At 60.8% G+C, this 1,343-nt stretch carries 1 pseudogene; it reads left to right on the forward strand.

From position 1 onward, the window contains the following. Positions 1-1,343, forward strand: a pseudogene (locus U9977_RS22660) (WD40 repeat domain-containing protein); the annotation flags it as partial.

Below are 1,343 nucleotides of genomic sequence, written 5' to 3' on the forward strand. Positions count from 1 at the left end.
GGCGATGCCAGTTCCCGTGGCGAATTCATCGCCCAGAAGTCGATCGTGTGTGAACGAGATTCCCCCCACGGCGCCTCAGTGACGGAGCGTCGCCGCAAGTGGACAATAGTCCGTGGTGCATTACGGATTCACAAGCCGACTGCCATCCTCACAGTGCTTTTGATCGGCATCATCACCTTCGCCGGCGTCCTGCGGACGGAAAACAGGAAGACAACTGATCGGCTACATTCAGTCGAATTCGACCTGATTAGGTCCGAAGCCGACCGAATAGAAATCAACAACCCGTCCCTCGCGGCACAACTCGTGCTCGCGGCATATAAGCAGGCAGCGACACCCGACCTGTACACGAAGATCCTTTCTGCCGGAAACGGTACACTTTCTGCCGCGACTTCTGCTAGCAACGGATCGGTTCACTCGGTTGCTATCGCACCCGGCGGACAACTACTTGCCACCGCGAGTCTCGACTACTCCATCCGGTTGTGGTCCCTGCATGATCCCGCTCGGCCCGCGCTCCTGGAGCAGCCTCTCGCAGGGCATACAGACTCGGTTCTCTTCCTGGATTTCAGTCCGGACGGCCGTACTCTCGCCAGCGGGAGCGACGACCATACAACCCGGCTCTGGAATGTCACTGACCCCGCGCATCCCACGTTATTCAAGACTGTCCTGACAGGTCAGGACAGCGGTATCACCAGCGTTGTCTTCAGTCCCGACGGGCGGATGCTGGCAACCGGCAGCTACGATTCGACAATCCGACTATGGGATGTGGCCGATCCGAATCGGCCAACCTTGCTCGCAGCGCCCACAAACGGACACGATCGGTCGGTCAAGTCGCTTGCCTTCTCCCCGGATGGCCGCGTTCTTGCCAGCGGGAGCGACGACGACACCGTTCGTTTGTGGGATGTCGCGAACCCGGCACAGACCAAGCCTTTAGGTATTCCCTTGGCGTGGCACTGCGGTGGCGTAAGGGTGATTTCACTCAGCCCGGAAACAGGCATCCTCGCAGGCGGCTGCGCCGATCACACCGTCCAGCTCTGGGATATTTCCACCCCAGCCCGCCCTACCCTCCTGACACGGCTCACCGGAGCGAGATCGGCAATACTCTCGGTAACATTCAGCCGGGCTGGCCACCTGCTCGCCACGGGGAGCTACGACTCGACGGTCCAGCTGTGGAACGTGGCCGACCCCGCGCAGCCGGTACCGCTGGGCAGACCACTCGGCGGCCATGTTGGAGGGATCAACGGACTCGCTTTCTCACCTGACGGTCGGATACTGGTCAGTGGAAGCGGGGACCACACCATCCGCGTATGGACGCTGCCTTCAACAATGCTGACCGGTCATACGGG

This window comes from Protofrankia sp. Cas8 (genome assembly GCF_963555845.1).
Lineage (GTDB): Bacteria > Actinomycetota > Actinomycetes > Frankiales > Frankiaceae > Protofrankia.